The following is a 22238-nucleotide window of genomic DNA, read 5'->3' as shown; positions in this document are numbered from 1 at the left end:
ACCGGCAGTCAGGCCACGACCCGGTACCAGTGCGCGGTCTCGCCGGGGATCGGCGCGAGCCGCACCTGCTCGCCGCCCGGGTCGTCGAAGATGCGCACCCCGTCGCCGAGCAGCACCGGCGCGAAGAAGATGAGGATCTCGTCGAGCAGGCCGGCCCGGAGGCACTGCTTGGCGACGTCCGCGCCGAGCACGTTCACGTACTTGTCGCCGGCGGCCTGCTTGGCCTGTTCGACGGCGGCGTGCAGGTCGCCGGCGAAGGTGACGTCGGCGGGCGGTCGGGCCGGCGGTTGGTGGGTCAGGACGACCACCGGGCCGTGGTACCGGCCGCCGAAGGCGCCTTCACTGTCGGTGCCCCGGTTGGGGTCGTCGCCGCCGAAGGTCCGGTTGCCGGCGAGGATCGCGCCGACGTTGGCCAGGACGCGGTCGGCGGTCGGGTTGTCGATCGTGAGGTGTTCGGTCAGCCAGGACATGTCCCCGCCGGGGCCTGCGATGTAGCCGTCGAGCGACGCGGTCGCCGAGTAGAGCAGCTTCGCCATGGGGTCAGTCTGTGGCCACCGGGGGCATCGCGCCAGGGCTTGCAACCGGTACCCGGGTACGGGCTTACCGTCGGAGGGTGACCGACGCACGAGCAGTGGACGACGGGTGGGTTCCCGAGTCGTGCCGCCTCCCCACGGCGGAGCAACCCGTCCGCGTCGCCGAGTTCGACAGGTTCTTCGCCACGTCCGTCAGGTGGTTCGACCGGCCGTCCGCGGGGCATCTGCGGCTGCACCTGGCCGGCTCGGAGGCGGTGGAGCGTGCCGCGCGGGATCTGAGCGCCCGGGAGTCGGCATGCTGTTCCTTCTTCACCTTCGAGATCAGCCGGGACGGACCCGACGCGGTGACCATGGAGGTGCGGGTGCCGGCCGCGCAGGTCGGCATCCTCGACGCCCTGGCGGCCCGGATGCGGGCGCGCGGTACGCCGGCACCCGACGGGTCCTGGTTGCGCAGCGGTCGGCTGGCCGCCGAGGCTGGGGTGAATCCGCAGACATTGCGCTACTACGAGCGTCGTGGCCTGCTCAGCGCGCCCCGGCGCTCGCTCGGCGGGCACCGGTTGTACCCGGTGGAGTCGGTCACCCGGCTGCGGGTCATCAAGACGGCGCAGCGCCTCGGCTTCACCCTGCACGAGGTCGCCGACCTGCTCGACGCGGGGCCACGTCGGGGTGGTCTGCCGGCGCGGGCCACGGCGAAGCTGGCCGAGGTGGAACGCCGCTTGGTCGACCTGACGGCCGTCCGCGACACCCTGCGGGCGGCGATCTCCGCCGGATGCGACGACCTGGTCGCCTGCGCCGGCAACGCGTGCTGCCCGCTGCCGTTCCCGGACAAGTAGCCCGCCCCGGGGCCGACGCGGGCGGTCAGACGGGGACGGGCTGCTCGGCGCGTACCGCCGAGGTTTCCGCGCGGGCGATGGGCCCGGCGGGCAGGGCGGCGACCCCGGCCGCGACGGCCACGGCCACGCCGGCGAACAGGAACGCCCACGGCACACCGCCGGCGTTGTCGACGATGAGGCCGGCCACCGCGCCGCCGGCGGCGCTGGACGCGACGGCGATGGTGACAACCCAGGTGTACGCCTCGTTCAGCATGCCCGTGGGGGCGATCCGGCCGACCAGGGTGTTCTCCAGGGTCAGCGCGGGAGCGATGGCGGCGCCCCCGACGACCAGCGCGACGCCGAGCGCCAGCGGGGTGGGCATCACCGCGAAGATGACGAAGGTGCCGGCGACGGCGGCGAGCAGCAGGGCGAACTGCCGGGTCATGTTCGGTGCCGGCTTGCGGACGCCGAACCAGAACCCGCCGATGGCACTGCCGACGCCCCAGACCGCGAGCAGGATTCCGGCCAGGCTCTCCGGGTCGCCCGTGGTGTGGCCGCTCGCGTACGCCGGGACGGTCACCCCGGCGGCGCCGAACGCGATGCCCAGGCCGGCCACGCAGACCAGCAGGGCGGGGAATCCGGCGACGCGCAGCGGGCCGAGCCCTCGGGCGTGGTGTTCGCGCGGGTGGGGACGCCAGCCGCGCATCACCTGGCCGAGCGCGACCGCGCTCGTCCCGACGAGGGTGACCACCGCCGCGCCGATCAGGGCCGCCGCCGCGTCGGCCACCAGCACGAAACCCGCCACGAGCAGCGGGCCGAGGACGAACACGATCTCGAACAGTGAGGTCTCCGCGGCGAGCGCCGTGTTGCGCAGGGCGTACCGGCCGGAGGCGGGGCTGGTCAGCTCGTTCCAGGCGCCCCGGATGGCGGCGGTGAGCGGCGGGAAGGTGGCACCGGCGACACCCGACGCCAGGTAGATGGCCGCGAGGGCGTCGTCGCCGGAGCGGCTGGCCAGCAGCAGCCCGATGAGCGCCAGCGGGTGGGCCACGGCGGTGACCAGGAGGACAGGGCTCGGGCCGACCCGGTCGGCGATCCGCCCGGCGATCGGGCTGAGCGCGGCGCCGGCAATGGCGTAGATGCCGCCCGCGACGGCGGCGAGCGCGTACCGCCCGGTCACCTGCTCGACAACCAGCAGCAGCGCCAGCGGTGTCATGCCGATCCCGAGTCGTCCGATGATGCCGGTGAGCAGCAGCATCGGGGCACCGGGGATCTGCCAGACGCCCAGGTACTGACGCAGCGCGGCCACCGTGAACCTCCGAGGATGTAATGAGCAAGAGCCGTTACGACCCTAACGCCGAGGGTCAGCGGCAGGAACCGGATATCGCGTGCGACACAGCACTCCGCCCGCACCCGGTGCGACCGGGTACGGGCGGAGTGGACGTTCAGCGGGTCAGCGCTGGAACTGCACAGGCCCCGAGTTGGCGGCCATGCGCTCCAGCCGGGCGACCCGGTCCTCCATCTTCGGGTGGGTGGAGAACAGCGCCGCCATGCCGCCACCCCGGAACGGATTGGCGATCATGAGGTGCGCGGTGCTGGTGAGCTGACCCTGAGCCGGCAGCGGCCGACGCCGCGCCACCGCGTCGATCTTGCGCAGGGCGCTGGCCAGCGCCAGCGGGTCGCGGCTCAGCTCGGCACCCGAGGCGTCCGCCTGGAACTCGCGGCTCCGGCTGATCGCCAGCTGGATGATGCTGGCCGCGATCGGGCCCAGGATCAGGGTGAGCAGCAACACGGCCGGGTTCGGCCGGTCCTCGTCGTCCCCACCGCCCAGCGGGATGAAGAAGGCGAGGTTCGCCAGGAGCGTGATGATGCTCGCCAGGCCGGCAGCCACGCTGGAGATCAGGATGTCCCGGTTGTAGACGTGCGACAGCTCGTGCCCGATCACACCGCGCAGCTCGCGGTAGTCGAGGACCTCGGTGATGCCCTGGGTCACGCAGACCGCCGCGTGCTGCGGGTTACGACCGGTGGCGAACGCGTTGGGCTGCGCGGTCGGGCTGACGTACAGCCGTGGCATCGGCTGGCGGGCCTCGGCCGCCAGCTCACGCACCATCCGGTACAGCTCGGGGAACTGTGCCTCGCTGACCGGTTGCGCCCCCATCGAGCGCAGTGCGATCTTGTCGGAGTAGAAGTAGGAAACGCCGTTCATGACAAGTGAGATCAGGACGGCGATGACCAGACCGCCACTGCCGCCGAACCAGTAGCCCACCGCGAGGATCAGGGCGCTGAGCAGGCCAAGCAGCGCTGCGGTCTTCAGACGGTTGTGGTGATGCACGATCTCTCCTTCGGTGCACGGATCGCCGGGATCCGCTGACCGGTGTAACAACCCGGTACCCCTCAACCATCCATCTCAACGCTGAGAGTTGACTGAGGGTCAGCGGCCGGCCAGGTCCAGCACCAGCTGCGGAGCGACGCCGACCACCACGGCGGCCACCGTCGCCACCGCCAGCACCACCGCCACCACACCCACCACGGGTACGGCCACCGCGCCGCCCGCCGCCGTCGTCGGCGACGTCCACAGGCCGGCGGTCACCCGCAGGTAGTAGGCCAGCCCGATGACGGCGTTCAACGCCACCACCAGCGCCAGCCAACCGGCGCCACCGTCCAGCAGCGCCCTGACCACGGTCACCTTCGCGAACAGCCCGGCCAGCCCCGGAGGCAGACCCGCCAGACCGACCAGGGCGAGACCGAACGCGGCGCTGCGCCACGGGTACCGCCGGGCCGCCCCGCGCAGGTCGTCGAGCGTGCCGCCGTCCGCGCCCACCGGCCGCAACGCGGTCACCCCGGCGAACGCGGCCAACTCCAGCACCACGAAGAACACGGCGTACGCCACCGCTGCCGCGTACGCGGCGGAGCGCGCCTCGCCCGTACGACCGGCGGCCAGCGCCAACGCGCCGAGCGGGGCGAGGATGTAGCCGGCCTGCGCCACCGACGACCAGGCGAGCAGCCGCACCGTACGCCTCTGACGCAGCGCGACCAGGTTGCCGACGGTCATGGTGAGCACCGCGAGCACGGCGAGCACCGGACCGGTCTGCTCGGCCGGCAGCGCCCGCTGCACCACGGCCAGCAGCGCGACGAGGCCACCCAGCTTCGACGCCGTCGACAGGTACGCGGCCACCGGCAGCGGCGCCCCGTCGTAGGTGGCCGGCGCCCACGCGTGGAACGGCACCGCCGCCACCTTGAACGCCAGCCCGACCAGCAGCAACGCCACAGCCGCGGTGGTCAGCGGCAGGTCCCGCAGCTCCGGCCCCTCGGCCAGCAGCGCGCCTACCCGGTCCAGGTGCAGCCCGCCGGTCACCGCGTACAGCAGCGCCGCGCCGAGCAGCGTCACAGTGGTGGCGACCACGCTCACCACGAAGAAGGTCACCGCCGCCTCGGCACTGGCCAGACTGCCCCGGCGCAGGCCAACGAGCACATACAGCGGCAGGGTGAGCGTCTCCAGGGCGACGATCAGGGTGATCAGGTCACCTGCCGCGCCGAGCACCACGCCGCCCGTCATCGAGCAGGCCAGCAGGAAGCAGTACTCCCCCACCGGCGACCGCCCGGCCCGCAGCGCGGGTGCGGAGAGCCCGAGCACTCCCAGAGTGAGCAGGGCCACCACCGCCGCGACCAGGGCGGCCCGCCCGCCGAAGATCCAGGAGCAGTCGGCCCCGACGCAGAACGTCCGCCGTTCCCCGGCCGCGCCGACACCGGCAGAGGCCACTGCGGTGCCGAGCGCGCCGAGCGCGGCCACCACGACAGTGGCCCGGGGCCGCGCCAGCAACAGGTCGATGAGCAGCACGAGCACGGCGGTGCCCGCGGCCAGGTATGCCGGGAGCAGCGCGACGCTGTCCACACTCTGCACGGCGTTCATGGGCGGACCACCCCGATGAGGGCGTCGACAGGCGCCTCGGCGACCCCGAGCACCAGCGCCGGTGCCAGCCCGATGGCCAAAGCCAGCAGCACGAGCGGCACCCACGCGGTCAGTTCCGCGCCGGCCAGCCCTGCACCGACCCCACCGACCGCCGGACTCGGCCGGCCGTGGGTGACCCGGCGCAGCAACCGCAGGAAGTACGCGGCGGTGAGCGCGCCACCGACCGCCGCCAGCACACCGAGGGTGGTCCACAGCGGGCCGCCCACCTGCACTGCCGCGACCACCGCGAACGCCTCACCCCAGAAGCCGGCCAGCCCGGGCAGGCCCAGCGACGCGACAGCCGCGAACGCCAACAGGCCGGCCAGGCGGGGCGCGGTCTCCCGCAGCCCGGACAACTCGGCGAGACTGCCCGTGCCGGTACGGTCCTTCACCGCCCCGGCCAGGAAGAACAGCAGCCCGGTGATCACCCCGTGCGCGACGTTTCCGATCAGCGCCGCCTGGATGCCGGTGGCTGTCAACGTGGCGACGCCCAGCAGCACGAAGCCCATGTGCCCCACGCTGGAGTACGCGATCAGCCGTTTGACATCCGTCTGGGCCAGGCAGACCAGCGAGCCGACCAGGATCGCGGCGACGGCCAGCACTCCCAGCACCGGGGCCGCCCAGCGCGCGCCCTCCGGCGCCACCCCCACCGCCACCCGGATCAGACCGTACGTGCCCATCTTGAGCAGCACCCCGGCCAGCACCACACTGCCCACGGTCGGCGCCTGCGTGTGCGCGTCGGGCAGCCACGAGTGCAGCGGCCAGAGCGGACTCTTCACCGCGAAGGCCAACGCCAACAGGGTGAACGCGGCCAGTTGGGTGCCCCGGGACAACCCGCCACCGCGAGTGAGCGCCACCACGTCGGCGGTGCCGGCGGCCGCGACCACCACGTAGACGCCGACGAGCAGCAGCACCGAACCGAGCAGGGTGTACAGCGCGAACTTGCGGGCCGCCCGACGCCGGGCCGCACCGCCCCAGCCGGCGATGATCGCGTACATCGGCAGCAGGACGACCTCGAAGAAGAGGAAGAACAGCACCAGATCCAGGGCGAGGAACGTGCCCAGGATGCCCACCTCGACCACCAGCAGCAGCGCCACAAGCGCCCGGCCGCTGCCGCCCTCGGGCACCCGCCACATCGTGTACGCGCAGCAGAGCAGCGTGAGCAGCGCGGTCAACACCACAAGCGGCCACGAGATCCCGTCGACCCCGAGGTGGAACCGCAGGTCGAGACCCGGCACCCAGGGCAGGTCGAGCTGGTGCCAGGGACGCACCGCCGGCGCGCCCGCCGACCACGCCACCCAACCCCGCCCGCCGAACACCAACGGCACCGAGGCCAGCAGGGTCAACGCCGCCGCGACAGTACCCACCAGCCGGGCCGCCCGGTCTCGGGGTGTCGCCGCCACCGCGACCGCGCCGAGCGCCGGCACCGCCAGGACGGCCACCAGCAGAACCTGCCCCGCGCTCACCGGACCGCCTTCGTTCGCGACTGCGGGGCTCGCAACCCCGGCTCACTCCTCGCGCTCACCGGACCGCCTTCGTTCGCGACTGCGGGGCTCGCAACCCCGGCTCACTCCTCGCGCTCACCGGACCACTCCCATCAGGGCGGCCGCAAGCCCGATCAGCAGCGCGCCAGCCAGCACACCGGCGGCGGCGCGGGGCAGCGCCGCCCGGTGCAGCGCGGCCAGCCCACCGCCCAGGCCGGACGCGGCCCGCCCGCTGCCCTCGACGGCGCCGTCCACCACGACCTCGTCACCGGTACGCGTCGCCCGCGCCAACGCCCGGACGGGGCGTACGACAAGGGTGCGCTGGACGTCGTCGAGCCGGAACGCGCGGGCGAGGACCGGCCGCAGCGGGCCCAGCGCGGACGCCGGGTCGGCGGCCGGATCCCGACGCCAGCGCAGCGCCACCAGGCCCGCCCCGACCACCAGCAGCGCCAGCGGCAGCAGTACGCCCGGCCCGAGGTGGACCAGGCCGTCCTCGGAGCCCGCCACCGGCACGGTGGGGAACCGGAGCCGGTCGGCGAACGCCCCGACGTACCCGGCCAGGCCGAGCAGCGCGGCGGGCACGGCCAGCAGCAGCACAGGCCAGCGCAGCAGCGCGGGCGGGTCGTGCGGCGTGACCAACGGGAGTCGGGGTTCGCCGAAGAAGGCCCGCAGCAGCAGCCGACCCGCGTACCAGGCGGTGACCGCCACGCCGACCAGCCCGGCGATCCAGACGATCCAGCCCACCCAGGAGGGCGCCGGGCCGGTGCCCTCCAGCGCGGCCGACTCGGCGACCGTGAGCACGCCGTCCTTGCTCCAGAAGCCGGCAAGCGGCGGCACACCTGCCAGCGCGCCGAGGCCCACCACAGTGCACCAGAAGGTCACGGGCATGCTGCGCCGCAGGCCGCCCATCTCCGACATCAACGTGGTGCCCACGGCGTGGATCACCGCGCCGGCGGCGAGGAACAGCAGCGCCTTGAACGCGGCGTGGGTGAGCAGGTGGAACAGCGCCGCCGACGGTGAGCCGACCGCAAGCGCGCCTGTCATGTAGCCCAGTTGGGACACCGTCGACCAGGCCAGCACCCGCTTGATGTCGTCCTGGGCGGTGGCGGCGAGCGCACCCAGCAGCAGGGTGATCGCGCCGATCACCCCGAGGACGGTAAGCGTCACGGGCGCGGCGGTGAACAGCGGGTAGAGCCGGGCCACGAAGTACACACCGGCGGCGACCATCGTCGCCGCGTGGATCAGCGCGGAGATCGGCGTCGGGCCGGCCATCGCGTCCGGCAGCCAGGTGTGCAGCGGGAACTGTGCGCTCTTGCCGGCGACCCCGGCGAGCAGCAGCAGGCCGGCGGCGGTCAACGTCACCCCGGAGTGGTCGTGGACGAGCACGTCGGAGATCCGGAAGCTGCCCGCCGACACGCCGAGCAGCGCGATGCCGAGCAGGAAACCGACGTCACCGACGCGCGTCACCAGGAACGCCTTCATGGCGGCGGCCGGAGCGCCGGCCAGTCGGCGATCGTGGGCGATGAGCAGGTACGAGCACAGGCCCATCACCTCCCACCCGACCAGCAGCATGATCAGGTCACCGGCTACCACCACCAGCAGCATGGCGCCGGTGAAGAGGCTGATCTGCGCCGCGTACGGCGGGTAGCGGTGGTCGACGTCGATGTCGTCGTGCGGACCGCGCCGCAGGTAGCCGATCGAGTAGACCTGCACGGCCAGGGCGACCGCGGTGACCGCCACCGCGACGAGCGCGGCCGCGCCGTCCAGCCGTACGCCAAGGGTCACCGCCAACCCACCGATGTCGACCCAGGTGGTCGACGTCTGCGTCGGACCGTCCACGGTCACCAGCAGCGCGACGGCAAGCGCCAGCGCGCCCGCCGCGCCGGCCACCCCGAGTGTCACGGCGGCCGTCCGCGCCCGGTCACCGCCCGCCGACTCCGGCCGGTGGCGCGGGGCCGGCGGCAGCAGCAGGCCGAGCAGACCGGCGGCCAGCGGTACGGCGGGCAGGAGCGCCCCGAGCAGCCCGGTCACCGGCCCGCCTCCACATCCTGGCCGACTGCCGACGCCGACACGGCAGGCTCGGTCAGCGGCACGTCGTCCACCGCGACTGTGGTCCGCAGCCGGTAGAGCTGAAGGACGATCGCCAGCCCCACCCCGATCTCGGCGGCGGCGAGGACGATGACGAACAGCGCGAAGACCTGCCCGGAGTGCGGCAGCACGGCACGGGCGGTGGTGTCGGCGGTGACCAGGATCAGGTTCACCGCGTTGAGCATCAGCTCGACAGCCATCAGCACCAGCACCGCGTTGCGCCGACGCAGCACGCCGTAGACGCCGAGGCCGAACAGCAGCGCGGCGGTGACGTACGGGATGACAGGCCTCACCGGCGCGCCCCCGCGTCCACGTCGGCCTCGCGTGGCGCCGCCGGAACGGACCGGCCGATGTCCGGCCGGGACAACACCACCGCGCCCACCAATGCCGACAGCAGCAGCACCGAGAGCACCTCGAACGGCAGCACCCAGGACTGGAAGATCTGCTCGCCCAACCGCTCGGCGGTGCCCGCGCCGGGCAGCTCGACAGTGCTCCACCGGTACGCGTCGACAAGCAGGACGGTCAGGCCCAGCCCGGCGCCGCCACCGATCAGGGCCGCCGGCCAGCCGGGCCGGTCCAGGTCGTCGGAGGCGCCGATCGGCGCGCGGGTCAACATCACCGCGAACAGCAGCAGCACCACCACCGCGCCCACGTAGATCAACACCTGCACCCAGGCCACCAGCTCGGCGCCGAGAACCAGGTAGTCGCCGGCCAACGCGCCCAGACAGACCACCAGGTAGAGACCTGCGCGGACCAGGTGCTTCGTGGTCACCACAAGCACACCGGAGCCGACCGCCACCGCGCCGAGGGCGATCAGCAGCAGATCCGCGCCCGTCACGAGGCGGCACCCGGGTCGGCGCCGGGCTCGGGGCGTACCGCTGGCGGAGCCGGACGCGCGGCCTTGCGCGCGGCGGCGGTCTCCTCCTTGGCCGGCTCGCCGTTCGGGTCGTGAGCGGGCGGCGGCGGAACGGTGGCCATCCACTGGCCGAGGTGGTCCTTGTCGTGCAGCAGGTCCTTGATGTCGTACTCGGCGTACTCGAACTCCGGCGACCAGTAGAGCGCGTCGAACGGGCAGACCTCGATGCAGATGCCGCAGTACATGCAGAGCGAGAAGTCGATGTCGAACTTGTCGAGCACGTTGCGCTGGCGGGGCCGGGCGGCGCCGGGCACCGCCACCTCCTCCTTGTGCGAGTCGATGTAGATGCACCAGTCCGGACACTCGCGGGCGCAGAGCATGCAGACGGTGCAGTTCTCCTCCGACAACGCGATCACACCGCGCGAGCGGGGCGGCAGCTCGGGTGCCACGTCCGGGTACTGCTGGGTGGTCGAGCGGCTGGTCATCGTCTTGAGGGTGACCGCCAGCCCCTTCACCAGACCCGCGCCGGGCAGGCCGCGCTCGCCGGTGCCGCCGGCCGGGCCGCCGCGCTCGCTGGGGTCGCTCATGTCGACCATCCTGCCCTGTGGCCACGGCGCGCGCGACCACCACCCACAGGTCGGCGCGCTACCCGTGCCCGGGTCCGCTGACCACTGTCGGCGGGAGCATCTCCACACCGAGCTGCTGGAGCAGTTGGAACAGCTCGTTGCAGCTCCACACCTCGACGATCCGACCCGCCGCGTCGAAGCGCAGGAACGTCGCTCCGGAGTAGCTGACCACCTGACCGGTCGGCGGCACCGGCCCGAACTGGCCCATCTGGGTGCCCGCCGCACGCCAGTGCACGGCCACCCGCTCCCCCGCCGCCACCACGTCCACGATCTTGTAGCGCAGGTCCGGGAAGGCCGCCCGCCGCTCCCGGTGCCAGGCCAGCGTGGCCTCCGGGCCGGTCCCGCCCAACCCCGGGCACTCGTCGGCGACCAGCTCGTACGCCGATTCCTCCCGGCGGGCGTTCCACACGTCGGCGATGAACCGCCGGGCCGTCGCCTCCGCATCCGTCACCCCGGCAGGGTAGCCGGACACCCGGTGGTAGATCCGTGAGGATGGGGTAGAGACAGGGGAACCAACCGGGAGGGTCACGTGGGCGAGGAAACAGGCGGGAAGTACGTCGAGCCGGGTGGCGAGTTCACCCGCGACCAGCGGTACATCGCGACCCGGATCACCGAGGACGGGCGGGACGGATACCCGGTGGAACCCGGCCGGTACCGGCTGGTGGTCAGCCGCGCCTGCCCGTGGGCCAACCGCCTGATCATCGTGCGGCGCCTGCTCGGCCTGGAGGACGCCATCTCGATGGCGGTGGCAGGCCCCACCCACGACGCCCGGAGCTGGACCTTCGACCTCGACCCCGACGGCCGGGACCCGGTGCTCGGCATCGAACGCATCCAGGAGGCGTACTTCAAGCGCTTCCCCGGCTACGAACGCGGCATCACCGTTCCGGCGATGGTGGACGTGCCGACCGGGCAGGTGGTGACGAACGACTACGCGCAGATGAGCCTGGACCTGTCCACCCAATGGGGGGCGTACCACCGCAAGGGCGCCCCGCAGCTCTACCCCGAGCACCTGCGCGAGCAGATCGACGAGGTGAACGCCGTGGTGTTCCGGGACGTCAACAACGGCGTCTACCGGTGCGGCTTCGCCGGCAGCCAGGAGGCGTACGACAAGGCGTACCACCAGCTCTTCGACCGGCTGGACTGGCTGACCGAGCGGCTGACCGACCAGCGGTACCTGGTCGGCGACACCATCACCGAGGCCGACGTGCGGCTGTTCACCACGCTGGTCCGCTTCGACCCCGTCTACCACGGCCACTTCAAGTGCAACAGGCAGAAGCTGAGCGAGATGCCTGTGCTGTGGGCGTACGCGCGGGACCTGTTCCAGACCCCCGGGTTCGGCGACACCATCGACTTCGACCACATCAAGCGGCACTACTACGAGGTGCACCGCGACATCAACCCGACCGGGATCGTGCCGCTCGGCCCCGACCTGTCCAACTGGCTCACCCCGCACGATCGCGAGTCCCTCGGTGGCCGGCCCTTCGGCGACGGAACCCCACCGCCGCCCCCGGTCGAGCCGGTAGACCCCGCACACACCCCGCTGCGCTGAGCTCTCCCCCACCCGCCCGCCCCGGCGATCTTGCACTTTGTGACGCACCTATGCCCTGTTAAGTCCTTTTTGTCTAGGCAGAAAGTGCAAGATCGCCGGGGCATGGGGCCGGGCGGGGTTACAGGGCGACGCGGACCGCTGCCGTGAGGACCAGCTGTGCCAGGGAGGCTGGCACCAGGACGAGCCAGCAGAGGCGCTGGAGCTGGTCCTCGCGCAGGCGGGGGTAGGAGACCCGCAGCCAGATGATCACGAAGGCGACGGCGAAGACCTTGAGCAGGGTCCAGAGCCAGCCGAGCTGGTCGTCGGCGAACGGGCCCTGCCAGCCGCCGAGGAACAGGACGGTGGTCAGCGCGGCGATCACCACGATGCCTACGTACTCGGCGAGCAGGAAGAACGCGAAGCGCAGACCCGTGTACTCGGTCATGTAGCCGAAGACCAGCTCCGAGTCGGCCACCGGCATGTCGAACGGCGGGCGGCGGATCTCGGCCAACCCCGCGACGAAGAAAATGATCATCGCGGGCGCCTGCCAGAGCAGCCACCACGGCTGCCAGGCCTCGACGATGCCGGAGAGGCTGAGCGTGCCCGCCGCCATCGCCACCGAGGCGGCGGCCAGCACCAGCGGCAACTCGTACCCGAGCAACTGCGCGGCTCCGCGCAACCCGCCGAGCAGGCTGTACTTGTTGGCCGACGCCCACGCCGACATGAGCACCGCCACCACACCGACGCCGACCACGGCCAGGACGAAGAACAGGCCGATGTCCAACGGTTGCCCGACCAGGTCGTTCGGGCCGAGCGGGATGACAAGCAGCACCAGCAGGTAGGGCATCAGCGCCACCGCCGGGGCCAACCGGAACACCGCCCGGTCCGCCTCGCGCGGGGTCACGTCCTCCTTCTGCACGAACTTGACCCCGTCGGCGACCAGCTGGGCCCAGCCGTGGAAGCCGCCCGCGTACATCGGGCCGAGCCGGCCCTGCATGTGCGCCATCACCTTGTGCTCGGCCTGGCCGACAATCAACGGCAGGGTGAGGAACGCGACGAGCACCCCGCCCACCCGCAGCACCAGCTCCACCCAGAGCGGCATCAGCGCGTACCCCCGTCGTCGTCGGCGCCGTCGGACGCCTGCGGGCCCGCGACCGGCCCGGGCCGCGCGGACCCCGCCGGGCCGCCGTCGGTGCCGGCGGGTCCGGGGGTACGCGCCGGACGGGCCCCCGGGGCCGGCCGCGCCCGTCGCTCACCGGCCGGCCGGGCCGGAGTGCCACCCCGCGGGCCCTCCCCCACGCCGCCCGCGCCCGCCGGGGTGGGTGTGGTCCCCCACTCGCCCGGAGCGGGCACCCCCGGCGGGCGGACCGGTCGACGTCCACCGCCAGCCTCGGACTCGCCCGGCTCCTTCGCGCCCGGCCACGGCTTTGCCACCCGCGAGGCCAGCACGAACTCCTTGCGCAGCGGATGACCCTCGAACTCCGGTGGCAGCAGCAACGGTCGCAGCTCGCCGTGACCGGTGAAGCCGATGCCGAACATCTCGTGCGTCTCCCGCTCGTGCCAGGCCGCACCCGGGTAGATGTCCACCACGGACGCCACGTCGGGTGCGTCGCGGGGCACCCGGGTGCGCAGCAGCACCCCGTGCCGCAGCCGCGTCGACCAGAGGTGCGCCACCACGTCGAAGCCCTCCGCCAGCTCGTCCACCGCCGAGAGCCAGTCGAAGAAGTCGCAGGCCAGCTCGACGTCGTCGCGGGCGGTACGCAGCGCGGCCGACCAGTCCGCCGGCGGCACGTCGACTGTCGCGCGGGCGAACCGCTGCCCGCCGGAGACCGACGGGGTCGCCGCGACCGGCGCGAGCAGCGCGACCAGCCGAGCGCCGACCTCTTCGGGAGTCATGCCGCTGATCCTAGTGCCGGCCCCGGCCCGCGCCGGTCCGCCGCCGATGCCCGCCGGTCAGCACGTGGGCACCGATCTGCCGGCTTTGCCGGGCGGCGCGAGTCCCGGCGGGGAAAGATGAGGGGCGTGCGCGCTGTGACTGTGACACCCGGGGTCGCCGACTCGCTGCGCCTCGCCGAGGACCATCCGGAGCCCCCCGCCGAGGAGGGCGCGGTCCTCGTCGAGGCGCTGGCGGTCGGGATCTGCGGGACCGACCACGAGATCATCGCCGGCGAGTACGGCGAGGCCCCGCCGGGCGCGGACCGCCTCGTCATCGGGCACGAGTCGCTGGGCCGGGTGGTCGAGGACCCCACCGGCACCCTGCAACCCGGTGACCTGGTGGCCGGGATCGTCAGGCACCCCGACCCGGTGCCCTGCCCGAACTGCGCGGTCGGCGAGTGGGACATGTGCCGCAACGACAGGTACACCGAACACGGCATCAAGGCGCTGCCCGGGTTCGCCCGCGACCGCTGGCGGATCGAGCCGCAGTTCGCGGTCCGGCTCGACCCGGCGCTGGCCCAGGTCGGCGTGCTGCTGGAGCCGACAAGCGTGGTGGCGAAGGCCTGGGACCACATCGAGCGGATCGGGCACCGGGCCGAGTGGCAGCCGCAGACCGTCCTGGTGACCGGAGCCGGACCGATCGGGCTGCTGGCCGCGCTGCTCGGCACCCAGCGCGGGCTCACCGTCCACGTGCTGGACCGGGCCACCGACGGGCCGAAACCGGAACTCGTCGCCGGGCTCGGCGCCACCTACCACGCGGTGTCCGTCAACGACCTGCCCTTCGATCCGGACGTGGTGATCGAGTGCACAGGTGCGCCCACTGTGGTCCTCGACGTCATGTGCAAGGCAGGCCCCACCGGGATCGTCTGCCTGGCCGGAGTGTCCAGCGGGGGCCGGCGCATCGACTTCGACGCGGGCGCACTCAACCGGGAACTGGTACTGGAGAACAACGTGGTGTTCGGCTCGGTGAACGCCAACCGCCGGCACTGGGACATGGCCGCTCAGGCGCTCGCCCGCGCCGACCAGGTCTGGCTCGAGTCGCTGATCACCCGCCGGGTGCCGGTGGACAGGTACGCCGACGCGTACACCCCGGGCCCGGACGACATCAAGGTCGTGCTGGAGTTCGCCTCCTGAGCGACGCCCCGCCCGCTCAGAGACCCGGCAGCCGGCCGTTGCGGAACAGGTCGACGAAGAGCTGGTGGTCCTGCCGGGCGCGCACCCCGTACGCGTGCGCGAAGTCCACCAGGTGGGTGACGAATCCCGACTCGTCGGTGTCCACAGCCGCGACGATCGACTCCTCGGTGGAGTAGTCCACCAGGTCGTGACTGGACTCGTCGTCGGCGACCGAATGCATCCGGGCCACCGCCCGACCCAGGTCGACGAGTACCCCGCTCAGCTCCTCCGGCTCGTTCACGTCCGACCAGTCCAGGTCGGCGGCGTACGGGGAGACCTCGGCGACCAGCTGACCGGCCCCGTCCAGCTCGGTGAAGCCCAGCCACGGGTCGGCGTGCGCCTGCAACGCCCGCTGCGACTCGGCGGTCCGGTGCCCCTGGTGCTGGAAGTAGCCGCGGACCGTCTCGTCGGTGACGTACCGCGCCACCGCCGGCACCTGCGCCTGCTTCATGTAGATGACGACGTCGTTCTCCAAGGCCTCGGTGTGCCCCTCCAGCAGCAGGTTGTACGACGGCAGCCCGGCCGAACCGATGCCCACCCCCTTGCGCAGCACCACGTCCTTGATCCGGGTCGCCACCGGACGCAGCCGCGCCGAGGCGGTCGGCAGGGTGCCCAGGTACTCGTCGAAGGCGGCGCGGACCCTGTCCCGGGTGGCGTCGTCGATCTCGAAGACCCCGTCGCCGATCGAGAACCGCCGCTCGTAGTTGTCGACTGTCGTGTGCGCGGCGAGCAGGTCGACCCGGGTGCTGAGCCGGGCCCGCTGGAGCACCCGGCGCAGCACCCCGTCGGCGTTGTCGAGCGTGATCGAGCCGATCGCGTCGTCCCCGCCGGCGGCGATGGCCCGCAGCTCGGTCAGGTACGACCTGGCGAAGCCCGCCACCAGCTCGCCGATCACCGTGTCGGAGAGCGCCTTGCCGTAGCCCAGCAGCGCCACGCTCGCCGCGAACCGCCGCAGGTCCCAGGTGAACGGCCCGACGTACGCCTCGTCGAAGTCGTTGACGTTGAACACCAGGTGCCCGGAGGCGTTCATGTACGTGCCGAAGTTCTCCGCGTGCAGGTCGCCGTGGATCCAGACCCGGCTGGTCCGATCGTCGAGGAACCGGTCGTCGGCGAAGTCGCCGAGCTGGTCGGCGTAGAACAGCGCGGCGCTGCCCCGGTAGAAGGCGAACGGCGACGCGGCCATCTTGCGGAACTTGCGCCGGAAGGCCGCCGGGTCGAGCGCCATCGACGCGCCGAACTCCTCGGTGAGCACGTCGGCGATGTGGGCGGACCGCTGATCCACTGAACTGCTCATGAGCCGCAGGCTAGACCCGCCGGTCCACAGACGGTGTCAACCCGCCGCAGGTGGGCGTACCGGTGGGGCGGTGAGCGAGTCGACCGAGCGCGGGGCGGCGGCCTCGCGGGGCGCGGAGTCCAGTGGCGCGGCGAGCAGATCCGGACGGGACACACCGCCGACGCCGGCCTGCTCGGCGGCGATCTTCTCCTGGAGGCGCAGGATGCCGTGCAGCAGCGCCTCCGGTCGGGGCGGGCAGCCCGGCACGTACACGTCGACAGGGATGAGCTGGTCCACGCCCTTGGTGACCGAGTACGAATCCCAGTAGGGGCCGCCGCAGTTGGAGCAGGCGCCGAACGAGATGACGTACTTCGGCTCGGGCATCTGGTCGTACAGCCGCTTGATGGCCGGGGCCATCTTGTCGGTCACCGTGCCGGAAACCACCATGAGGTCGGCCTGCCGGGGACCGTGGGCGAACGGGATCACGCCGAGCCGGATGAAGTCGTGCCGGCCCATGCTTGTCGCGATGAATTCGATCGCACAGCAGGCCAGGCCGAAGTTGAACACCCAGAGCGAGTAGCGGCGCCCCCAGTTCAACACGAACCGGATCGGCTCACCGAGCACTGCCGGTAGCTGCACGCCTGCCCCCTCCGTCCTCCAGCAGACAGTCAACCACAGCGTCCGGCTGGAACCCCGGGGACCACTCAGCGTCCTGGTCACCAGAGGGCGGTGCGATCGGGCCCGGCCGGACGTGCCGGCCGGGCCCGACAGCGGGCACGCTCACCCGCCGCTACGCCGCATTCAGGCAGTCGCCACCGAGGGGCCGGGGCCGATCGGCTGCGGAACGCCCGGGCCGGGGCCGATGGCCAGGGACACGCCCGGGCCGGGGCCGATCTCCCCAGGCGCGCCCGGGCCGGGGCCGATCGCCGTGACGGCTGCCGCCACGCCACCCAGGCCGAGGGCGAGGCCCGCCGCCGCAGTCACTCCGCTGAGCAGGAACTTCCGCATCATCATCGTTCTCCCCGTGTCGTTGGGCTGATGAATTGACCGTACGGAACCGGCGAATGCCACAAAACCCCCGTTTAGTGACATTTGTCTATACTGATGCCCGTTGATTGATTGCCCTCGCTGTGCATGGCGGGCGATGTCCCGGACACGACACGAAAGGTCGACCGAAGGTGCGCAACCGCTCGGAGTGTCCGGCTGTGTGACGGGTGCCGGCGGGACACGCTGTCCGCGGCCACCACGGGGAGGACGAGTGCTTGTGACGAGAGAAGTACGGGTGGGCGGGCGGCCCCCCGACCCGCCGGGCGGTTCCGCTCCAGTGGCGGCCGAACTGGTCTTCGACGACTTCTACCACGCCCACTTCCGCGGGCTGGTCGTCCAGCTCACCGCGTACACCGGTGACCGTGGGCAGGCACAGGACCTGGTCCAGGAGGCGTTCTGCCGGGCGTACGCCCACTGGGACCGACTGGCCCGGTACGACGACCCGCTGGCCTGGGTGCGCCGGGTCGCCTGGAACCTCGGCCACAACCGCTGGCGGCGGCTGCGGACCGCGCAGGCGTGGCTGCTGCGGCAGCGGGAGACCCACGTGGCGGGACCGAGCCCCGACCGGGTCGCCCTGGACACGGCGCTGGCGAAGTTGCCGCCGAAACAGCGGCGGGCCGTCGTCCTGCACTACCTCGCCGATCTGTCGGTCGCCGAGATCGCCGCCCAGGAACGCGTGGCCGAGGGCACCGTCAAGTCCTGGCTGCACCGGGGGCGGGCGGCCCTCGCCACGCACCTGCGCGACACCACCGAGGAGGTGCGAGATGTCTGAGCAGGAGACCCTCGGCCTCGCCGAAGAGTTCGCCCACTACCGCCGTACCGTGCTGCAGGAGGTCGAGGTGCCCGGGCCCGCCGCCGTCCGGCGGACGGTACGGGGACGCGGCCGTCGTCGGCTGGTGGCCACCACCACTGCGGCGCTCGCGCTGTTCGGCGGATCAGCCGTCGGGTACGCGGCGATGAGCGGGCCGGAACACCGGCCGGGTCCGGTCGACCCGACGCCGAGCATCTCGGTGTCGCCTACCCCGACCGACCCGGCGACCCCGACCACCAGCCCGTCCGCGACGAGCGGCGCCCCCGCCTCCACCGCGCCCAACGGCCGGTTCAGCCGGGCGCAACTGCTCGGTGCGACGGTGACCCTGCCGGCCTGGCGGGCCGGGCCGGGCTGCCCGACGTCGGCCGTGCGGATCAGCGGCGACGACCGCGAGGGCGTCAACTGGCTGATCGCGGTCGACCACGGTGACGTCGACGGGGACGGGGCGGTGGAGACCGTGGCGCTCGTGCAGTGCGTGCTCGGCACCCGGGGGCCGATGCAGGTGGTCGCGTTCGACCGGGACGAGGAGGGGAAGGTGGTCACCCTCGGCCGCGTGGTCGCGACCACCATCGACAAGCCGCAGTGGCTGTTCGGGCTCGACGTGGTCGACGACGGCACGGTGCGGGTGCAGGTCGGCGACATCGCCCCCGGCGGTGGCTGGCCCGGCGAATGGTCCCAGCGACAGTGGCGGGGCTACCGGTGGAAGGGGTCGACCTTCGCCCAGGTCTCCGGGCCGACGAGCTTCGGGCCCAACCCGCACTCGGCGGACCTCGCGGTCACCGCCACCGCGCTCGTGCTCGGCACTGCGGATGACGGCTCACGAACGGGTACGACAACGGTGCGGATCCGCAACAAGGGGGCCGCGGCGGTCCCGCGCGTGGAGCTGCGCCTGAACGTGCCGTCGGACGTCCGCCCGGACGTCGACGGGTGGGCACCGTGCACGAACGAGCCGCAGGACACCAGGCAACCGGTGACCTGTGGGCTTGGCCGGATCGGGGCTGGCGCGGAGGTGACGTTGACGTTGAGCTTCCGGGCCGCCGAGGGTGCCCCGGTGGGCACGGGTTCCGCCGTTGTGGAGGCCCGGCCGATGAGCGGCGACTTCAACTTCCTGCTGGACCTCAAGGACGCCGACAACCGGGTCGCCATGGCCTACCGGTGACACCCGCCGGCCCGCGTCGCACACCGCTCGGGCGTGCGCCGCGGGCCGGCGCCGCACTCACCAGGAGGGCCGTTGCAGCAGACCCACGAACTCGACGAGCAGCCGCTCCCGCAGCGCCGGCGGCGCGGCGTCGAGCAGTGTGTTCACCACAGCCATCCGGTCCGGCATCGGCGCGTTCCCGGCACCGAGCCCGAGCCCGCCGGCGATCCCGGCGACCAGATCGGGCGTGAGCGCGTCAGGGGTCAGCGACGCCGCCAGCGCCATCAACTCGGGCGGGAGGGCCACCGGACCGGCCGCCCGGGCGGCGGCCACCGCGTCCGCCAGATCCGGTGCGAATTCGGCGACGCGGGGCGCGACCGAGGCGGTCACCGTGAGGTGCACGCTGGCCGGCAGACCGGCGTACGACAGTTGGGGCTGGGTGTGCCAGCCACGCGCGGTCAGCTCGTCGACCAGGACGAACAGGTCGGGCCCGCCCTCGGTGGCGGTGAAGCAGACGACTGTCGACTCCGGCTCGGCCATCAGCCGCAGTCCGTCGACGGAACGGACCGCGTCGGCGAGGCCGGCCACCGCGTCCCGGGTGGCGGTGGCCAGCCGCAGGTAGCCGTCGTCGCCCAGGTGCCGCACCGTGGCGTACGCGGCGGCGATCGGCCCGCCCGAGCGGGTGGACGCGATCACCGGGTTGATCATCGTGTACCCGGGCCAGTCCGCGTACGCGAAGTACTGCGGGGCGCGCAGCGCGGCGTCGCGGTGCAGCAGCACCGACACCCCCTTCGGCGCGTACGCGTACTTGTGCAGGTCCACCGAGATCGAGGTGACGCCGGGAACCGCGAAGTCGAACGCCGGCACCGGCTCGCCGAGGCGACGCAGGTACGGAAGGGTCCAACCGCCGAAGCAGGCGTCCACGTGGCAGCGCACCCCGGCCCCGGCCGCCGCCGCCGCGATCTCCGCGACCGGGTCCACCACCCCGTACGCGTACGACGGCGCGGAGCAGGCCACCAGCACCGTCTCCGGCCCGATCGCGGCGGCCACCGCGGCGGGGTCGGGGCGCAGCGTGTCCGGGGACACCGGCACCACGTCCAGTGCCACCCGCAGGTAGTGCGCCGCCTTCGCGAACGCGGCGTGTGCTGTCGACGGCACGACGATCCGGGGTGCGGCGATCTCCGGGTGCGCGTCCCGGGCCGTCTTGACGGCGAGGATCAGCGACTCGGTGCCGCCGCTCGTGACACTGCCGACCACCTCCTCGGCGGTGGTGCCGGGGCCTCCGCCGAGCACCCGGGCCGCGGCGCCGACGAGCGCGTTCTCCATCGCCAGCAGGGACGGGAACGCGGTCGGGTCGAGCCCGTTGACGTGGGCGCTCTCGCGGTGCGCGGCGGCGGCCAGCTCGTCGAGCCCGGGCACCGCCGGGTCGTAGACGTACGCGAACAGCCGGCCGCCGTGGGTGGGCCGGTCCCCGTCCCGCAGCGCGCGGATCTCGGCGAGCACGACGTCCGCCGCCACCCCGTCCTTGTCGATCATGGAGTCATGGTGCCCTTCTCGTGACGGTCCCCCACCACGGCTTCCTGCCCGACGCTCGGGTGGTGCATGGCGGCGGCCAGGATGGCCGGGGTCAGGGTGTAGCGGCGCAGCAGAAGGATCGGGGGCGCGATCAGGACGGCGGGGATGACCGTGAAGCCCAGGAGCACGCCGAGGCGGGCCGCATCCGACTGGGCAGCCGCCGTGCCGGTGTCGGACGACACGTACCCGGAGAGCTGGAGCACCAGACCGTAGATGCCCGGGCCGAGGGCCAGGCCGAGGGTCTCCCCCGCGGTCCACACGCCGGTGAAGACACCCGCCTGGCGGCGACCGGTGCGCGCCGTGTCGTACGCGATGCAGTCCGGCAGCATCGCCAACGCGAAGACCTGCTGCCCGGCGTACCCGACGCCGATCACCGCGACCACCAGGTACACGGCGACCGACGGGATCACAGGCGCGGCGACCAGCACGAGCGCCCCGGCGGCGAGGATCACCGCTGCGGCGACCAGGCCGGCCCGCTTGCCCAGCCGGGCGCCGACCCGGCTCCACACCGGCATCACCAGCAGCGCCGGCCCGACGAAGCAGGCGAAGAGCAGGGTCGGGCCGCTCCGCTCGTCGCGCAGGATCTGCCCGGCGAAGTAGTTGACGCCGGCCAGGATGGTCGCCACCCCGGCGGACTGCACCACGAAGCAGATCAGCAGCGCCCGGAACGGGCGGTTCGCGGCGGCGACCGCGAGCTGGGCGCGCAGGCTGGGTTCGCTGCCGCCCACCGTGCCGGTCGGCGCGGCGCGGGTGCCGACGAACGCGCCGACGGCGCCGAGGGCGATGAGCGTCGCCACGAACAGGCCCATCCACCGGTGCCCGGGCAGGCCGTCGCCGCCGGCTGTCACCACGAGCGGGGCGAGGGCGCCGGAGACCAGGATGGTCAGCGCCAGCATGGCGATCCGCCAGGTCATCAGGCGGGTGCGTTCGGTGTAGTCGTCGGTCAGTTCCGCCGGCATCGCCACGTACGGCACCTGGAAGAAGGCGAACGCGGTGGCGGTGGCGAGGAAGGCGAGCGCCACGTACGCCCCGGCGGCCGGACCGTTGCCGAACGGCGCGGCGAAGATGGCCGCGAAGAGCACGGCGAGCACGAGACCGGCGACGAGCAGGTACGGACGGCGCGCGCCCCAGCGGGACCGGGTGCGGTCGGAGATCCGCCCGGCGACCGGGTTGACAAGCACGTCCCACGCCTTCGGCAGCAGCACCAGCAGGGCGGCCACCCCGGCGGCCACGCCCAACGTGTCGGTCAGGTACGGCAGCAGCAGCAGGCCGGGCACGGTGCCGAACGCGCCGGTGGCCAGGGATCCGAGCGCGTATCCGGCGTGCACCGTCCGGGGCAGCGGGGCAGCGGGAGACGTACCTGTGGCACCCGGCGGCGGGTTCATGGGGCCGAATGTTACTCATGTTATGTCG

Annotated in this window: 22 protein-coding genes; 5 read left to right on the top strand and 17 right to left on the bottom strand. The window is 72.9% G+C overall.

Annotated elements, in window-relative coordinates; genetic code table 11:
* Positions 1-8: 8 nt before the first annotated feature.
* Positions 9-536 (bottom strand): dihydrofolate reductase family protein, encoded by a 528-nt coding sequence (locus ACFY1S_RS10840; RefSeq protein WP_387115429.1) that lies wholly within the window; start codon positions 534-536, stop codon positions 9-11.
* Positions 537-613: 77 nt separating this feature from the next.
* Here ACFY1S_RS10840 and ACFY1S_RS10835 point away from each other — a divergent pair, with 77 nt between their 5' ends.
* Positions 614-1366, top strand: coding sequence for a MerR family transcriptional regulator (locus tag ACFY1S_RS10835; RefSeq protein WP_387115427.1), 753 nt, complete (start codon positions 614-616; stop codon positions 1364-1366).
* Positions 1367-1391: 25 nt separating this feature from the next.
* On the opposite strand, the gene ACFY1S_RS10830 is transcribed toward ACFY1S_RS10835, so the two are convergent.
* From ACFY1S_RS10830 to ACFY1S_RS10790, 9 genes are all read right to left on the bottom strand, one after another.
* Positions 1392-2651, bottom strand: a complete 1260-nt coding sequence (locus ACFY1S_RS10830) for an MFS transporter (RefSeq protein ID WP_364373319.1) — start codon at positions 2649-2651, stop codon at positions 1392-1394.
* Positions 2652-2795: 144 nt separating this feature from the next.
* Positions 2796-3677, bottom strand: coding sequence for a zinc metalloprotease HtpX (gene htpX, locus ACFY1S_RS10825; RefSeq protein WP_364373409.1), 882 nt, complete (start codon positions 3675-3677; stop codon positions 2796-2798).
* A 96-nt stretch (positions 3678-3773) separates the two neighbouring features.
* Entirely contained in the window at positions 3774-5252 is a 1479-nt protein-coding gene (locus ACFY1S_RS10820) for an NADH-quinone oxidoreductase subunit N (protein WP_387115424.1), read from the bottom strand.
* Positions 5249-6757, bottom strand: a complete 1509-nt coding sequence (locus tag ACFY1S_RS10815; protein ID WP_387115422.1) for a NuoM family protein — start codon at positions 6755-6757, stop codon at positions 5249-5251. Before ACFY1S_RS10815 ends, ACFY1S_RS10820 begins: the two co-directional genes overlap by 4 nt.
* 114 nt (positions 6758-6871) lie before the next feature.
* Complete coding sequence (locus ACFY1S_RS10810; RefSeq protein ID WP_387115419.1) at positions 6872-8806, bottom strand: NADH-quinone oxidoreductase subunit L; 1935 nt, start codon at positions 8804-8806, stop codon at positions 6872-6874.
* Entirely contained in the window at positions 8803-9156 is a 354-nt protein-coding gene (gene nuoK, locus ACFY1S_RS10805; RefSeq protein ID WP_387115416.1) for an NADH-quinone oxidoreductase subunit NuoK, read from the bottom strand. The genes ACFY1S_RS10810 and nuoK overlap by 4 nt, the downstream gene beginning before the upstream one ends.
* A complete protein-coding gene (locus ACFY1S_RS10800; protein ID WP_387115413.1) occupies positions 9153-9701 on the bottom strand; it encodes an NADH-quinone oxidoreductase subunit J in 549 nt (182 codons plus the stop codon). Before ACFY1S_RS10800 ends, nuoK begins: the two co-directional genes overlap by 4 nt.
* Positions 9698-10315, bottom strand: a complete 618-nt coding sequence (locus ACFY1S_RS10795; protein ID WP_387115410.1) for a NuoI/complex I 23 kDa subunit family protein — start codon at positions 10313-10315, stop codon at positions 9698-9700. Before ACFY1S_RS10795 ends, ACFY1S_RS10800 begins: the two co-directional genes overlap by 4 nt.
* A gap of 49 nt (positions 10316-10364) precedes the next feature.
* The gene (locus tag ACFY1S_RS10790) at positions 10365-10796 is read right to left on the bottom strand and encodes an ester cyclase (RefSeq protein ID WP_387115407.1); all 432 of its coding nucleotides are present in this window, start codon (positions 10794-10796) and stop codon (positions 10365-10367) included.
* A gap of 78 nt (positions 10797-10874) precedes the next feature.
* On the opposite strand from ACFY1S_RS10790, the gene ACFY1S_RS10785 reads away from it, so the two are divergent.
* On the top strand, positions 10875-11894 hold the full coding sequence (locus ACFY1S_RS10785; RefSeq protein ID WP_387115404.1) for a glutathione S-transferase family protein: 1020 nt from the start codon (positions 10875-10877) through the stop codon (positions 11892-11894).
* A 118-nt stretch (positions 11895-12012) separates the two neighbouring features.
* On the opposite strand, the gene ACFY1S_RS10780 is transcribed toward ACFY1S_RS10785, so the two are convergent.
* Both ACFY1S_RS10780 and ACFY1S_RS10775 read right to left on the bottom strand, forming a co-directional pair.
* The gene (locus ACFY1S_RS10780; protein ID WP_387115400.1) at positions 12013-12975 is read right to left on the bottom strand and encodes an NADH-quinone oxidoreductase subunit H; all 963 of its coding nucleotides are present in this window, start codon (positions 12973-12975) and stop codon (positions 12013-12015) included.
* Entirely contained in the window at positions 12975-13769 is a 795-nt protein-coding gene (locus tag ACFY1S_RS10775; RefSeq protein ID WP_387115397.1) for an NADH-quinone oxidoreductase subunit C, read from the bottom strand. Before ACFY1S_RS10775 ends, ACFY1S_RS10780 begins: the two co-directional genes overlap by 1 nt.
* 126 nt (positions 13770-13895) lie before the next feature.
* Between ACFY1S_RS10775 and ACFY1S_RS10770 the strand changes: the two genes are divergently transcribed.
* Positions 13896-14942, top strand: a complete 1047-nt coding sequence (locus ACFY1S_RS10770) for a glucose 1-dehydrogenase (RefSeq protein ID WP_387115394.1) — start codon at positions 13896-13898, stop codon at positions 14940-14942.
* A 16-nt stretch (positions 14943-14958) separates the two neighbouring features.
* On the opposite strand, the gene ACFY1S_RS10765 is transcribed toward ACFY1S_RS10770, so the two are convergent.
* The 3 genes from ACFY1S_RS10765 to ACFY1S_RS10755 form a co-directional block, all read right to left on the bottom strand.
* Positions 14959-16275 (bottom strand): DUF2252 domain-containing protein, encoded by a 1317-nt coding sequence (locus ACFY1S_RS10765; RefSeq protein WP_387115391.1) that lies wholly within the window; start codon positions 16273-16275, stop codon positions 14959-14961.
* Between the two features lie 36 nt (positions 16276-16311).
* Positions 16312-16893: an NADH-quinone oxidoreductase subunit B family protein gene (locus ACFY1S_RS10760; protein WP_357985159.1), complete on the bottom strand. Its 582-nt coding sequence runs from the start codon at positions 16891-16893 to the stop codon at positions 16312-16314.
* Between the two features lie 162 nt (positions 16894-17055).
* A complete protein-coding gene (locus ACFY1S_RS10755; protein ID WP_387115388.1) occupies positions 17056-17268 on the bottom strand; it encodes a hypothetical protein in 213 nt (70 codons plus the stop codon).
* A gap of 268 nt (positions 17269-17536) precedes the next feature.
* Here ACFY1S_RS10755 and ACFY1S_RS10750 point away from each other — a divergent pair, with 268 nt between their 5' ends.
* On the top strand, positions 17537-18073 hold the full coding sequence (locus tag ACFY1S_RS10750; protein ID WP_364373274.1) for a SigE family RNA polymerase sigma factor: 537 nt from the start codon (positions 17537-17539) through the stop codon (positions 18071-18073).
* Positions 18066-19271 carry a hypothetical protein gene (locus tag ACFY1S_RS10745; protein WP_387115384.1) on the top strand — a complete coding sequence of 402 codons (1206 nt, stop codon included), beginning with the start codon at positions 18066-18068 and terminating at the stop codon, positions 19269-19271. Before ACFY1S_RS10750 ends, ACFY1S_RS10745 begins: the two co-directional genes overlap by 8 nt.
* Positions 19272-19328: 57 nt before the next feature.
* Here ACFY1S_RS10745 and ACFY1S_RS10740 read toward each other — a convergent pair whose 3' ends face one another.
* On the bottom strand, positions 19329-20786 hold the full coding sequence (locus ACFY1S_RS10740) for a pyridoxal phosphate-dependent decarboxylase family protein (RefSeq protein ID WP_387115381.1): 1458 nt from the start codon (positions 20784-20786) through the stop codon (positions 19329-19331).
* Positions 20783-22210: an MFS transporter gene (locus ACFY1S_RS10735; protein WP_387115378.1), complete on the bottom strand. Its 1428-nt coding sequence runs from the start codon at positions 22208-22210 to the stop codon at positions 20783-20785. The genes ACFY1S_RS10740 and ACFY1S_RS10735 overlap by 4 nt, the downstream gene beginning before the upstream one ends.
* Between the last annotated feature and the right edge of the window lie 28 nt (positions 22211-22238).

The sequence above is a fragment of the Micromonospora sp. NPDC000663 genome (genome assembly GCF_042898105.1).
In the GTDB taxonomy this organism is placed as follows: Bacteria; Actinomycetota; Actinomycetes; order Mycobacteriales; family Micromonosporaceae; genus Micromonospora.
Note: the sequence above shows the minus strand (reverse complement) of the source record. Positions and strands in the feature narration are given on the sequence as shown.